Origin of the sequence: Pseudomonas sp. CM27, from assembly GCF_013179515.1 — a bacterium.
In the GTDB taxonomy this organism is placed as follows: Bacteria; Pseudomonadota; Gammaproteobacteria; order Pseudomonadales; family Pseudomonadaceae; genus Aquipseudomonas.
Map to the genome: position 1 here is coordinate 1 of NZ_JABMCN010000406.1, position 2228 is coordinate 2228.

Below are 2228 nucleotides of genomic sequence, written 5' to 3' on the forward strand. Positions count from 1 at the left end.
GGTCCAGCAGGTTGCGCAAGCTGTCGACCAGCTCGGGACGGGGCGGAATATCCTGCCCGGCTGCCACTTCGTCGAGCATGTCCAGCAGGGCTTCATGCGCCTGCTGCGCCTGGGCGAAGAAGCGTCCATCGGCCGGCAGGCTGCCCTCTTCCACCGCGCCGTACAGGTCGAGCAAGGCCTCGCAGACGTCGTCAATCTGCCACAGGTCGGCCAGGTGCGCGGCGTGACCCAGGCTGGTCATTTCGTCGAGCAGGATGTCCAGTGCGTCACGCTGGCCGGGCTGTTGCTGCCAGCGCGACAGCATCGACTCGGCATTGAGCAGGGTATCCATGGCCTGGGCCAGGAAGCTGGCGACACCCTGCGGATCGCGCTTGGCGCCCTGCATCTGCTGCAGGCCATCGTCATGCAAGCTGGCCAGGCGCCCGTCGACCGCCTGGCCGACCTGCTCGATCAGCTCCGCAGCACCGGGGATAGCCGCCAGCGGCGTGCTGTCGAGTTGCGCAAGGCCAGCCTGGAACAGCCCGCGCGCTGCCTTTAGCCACTCGATTTCGGCCATTTGCACGGGCAATTGATGGCCTTTGTACTCACGGGCCAGGCGGTCGAAGGCGGTGGCCAGTTCGGCGACCGGCATCACCCCGGCCATGGCGGCACTGCCCTTGAGCGTGTGCAAGGCGCGCTGCAGGCCGTCGCTGACCAGTGTGTCGTGGCCATCGGCACCTTCCAGGAAAGCGTCAAGGCTGGCCAGGTGGCCTTGTGCCTCAGTGCGGAAGATATCCAGCAGTTGCGGGTCGAGGCCGTCGACATCGGCAGGCGCCGGCGCGTCGTTTTCGGCCAGCGCATGCAGGTGCCCGGCCAGCTGTTCGATCTCGGTCAGTTGCGGCAACTGGCCGACGGCAAAGTCGGCCAGCAGGTCGGGCAGGTGGACGAACACCTGCTGCAAGGCCACCACGCCTTCCGGGCTGAGCAGGCTACGCCCTTCCAGGACCCGGCTCAGCAGGTGTTCGGCGCCCCAGGCCAGTTCGGCCACCGCTTCGGCGTGGACCATGCGCCCACTGCCTTTGAGGGTATGCAGTGCGCGACGCACTTCAGCCAGCGCCTCGCGCTGCTGGTTGTCGGCACGCCAACGCAGCCAGTGCCGCTCGATCTCCGGCAGCAGTTCACCGGCCTCGTCGAGGAACACTTCGCGCAGCTCGTCATCAATGCCATCGCCGCTGCCGTCAGTGTCGCAGTCGGCATCTGGGACGGCACAATGCACGCCCAGCGCCGCCAGGCTGGCACGCGCCATGTCGACAAACGGCTGGCCATCCGCCAGCGGGTCGGCCAGGCGCCATTGCAAGTAGCATTCGGCAGCGCTCAGCGCCTCGGCCAGGTGGGTCAGCTCAGCGGCAGGCGGCTCCTCCTCCAGGTGCTGCAACCAGCGCTGCACATAGTTGGCGCAACCGGCGAACAGCTCGGCCACCGTCGGCAGGGTCAACATCGCCAAGGCCCCACGGATCTGCTGCAGCAGGCCCGGCAAGGGCTGCAGGCGTTGCCGCGGCCAGCCAGACTCCAGGCAATCGCCGATCAGGTCCTTGGCCTGCTGCAGCACGTTCAACGACTCATTGAGTACCAGTTGGCGAATCTCGACCAGGTCCGAGCCCGGCAGGCCGCCCTGGCCGTTTTCTTCCAGCGGGCCAACCATGCCATTGAGCGAGGCTTCGACATACAACAGGGCACCTGCCACGTCCATCAACACCGGGTCGTCCACTGCCCGCTCGCCCAGGACAAGGGCCTGAAGCGCCAGCACCTGGTCGATGATCACCCGCCGTGGTTGCTGGAAACCCAGCACGGCCAAGGTGTCCGCCACATGACGCAGTGGCGCCAGCAAAGCATCGAGCTGTTCGCTGTGCTGGCGGTCACTGCGCACGAACTGGTCGAGGCGCTCCTTGATGCGCATCAGGTCGTCGCACAGCGCGGTCACCACCGAGCGCAGGGCATCGCGACCAGGCCCGGCCTGTAATTGCTCGCGCCAGTTGCCCAGCGACAGGTCGAGGTTGGCCAGATCGTCGGCACCGGCAAAGCGCTGCGCTGCGCCGCTGATCAGGCTGGCCTGGGCGAGCGGTTCGATGCCGCGGCAGGTGCGCAGCTGGTTGAGCAGCGGCAGCATGACCAGAGGCAGGTCATGGCGCGCACCGCGCAGGCGCTCAAGGTACGAAGGCAGTTGCTCCAGGCCGCGGAACAACGCGCCC

At 67.3% G+C, this 2228-nt stretch carries 1 protein-coding gene; it reads right to left on the reverse strand.

All coding sequences use genetic code 11. From position 1 onward, the window contains the following. On the reverse strand, positions 1-2228 hold a 2228-nt coding region (locus HP547_RS28410; RefSeq protein WP_172288817.1), incomplete at both ends, for an Hpt domain-containing protein.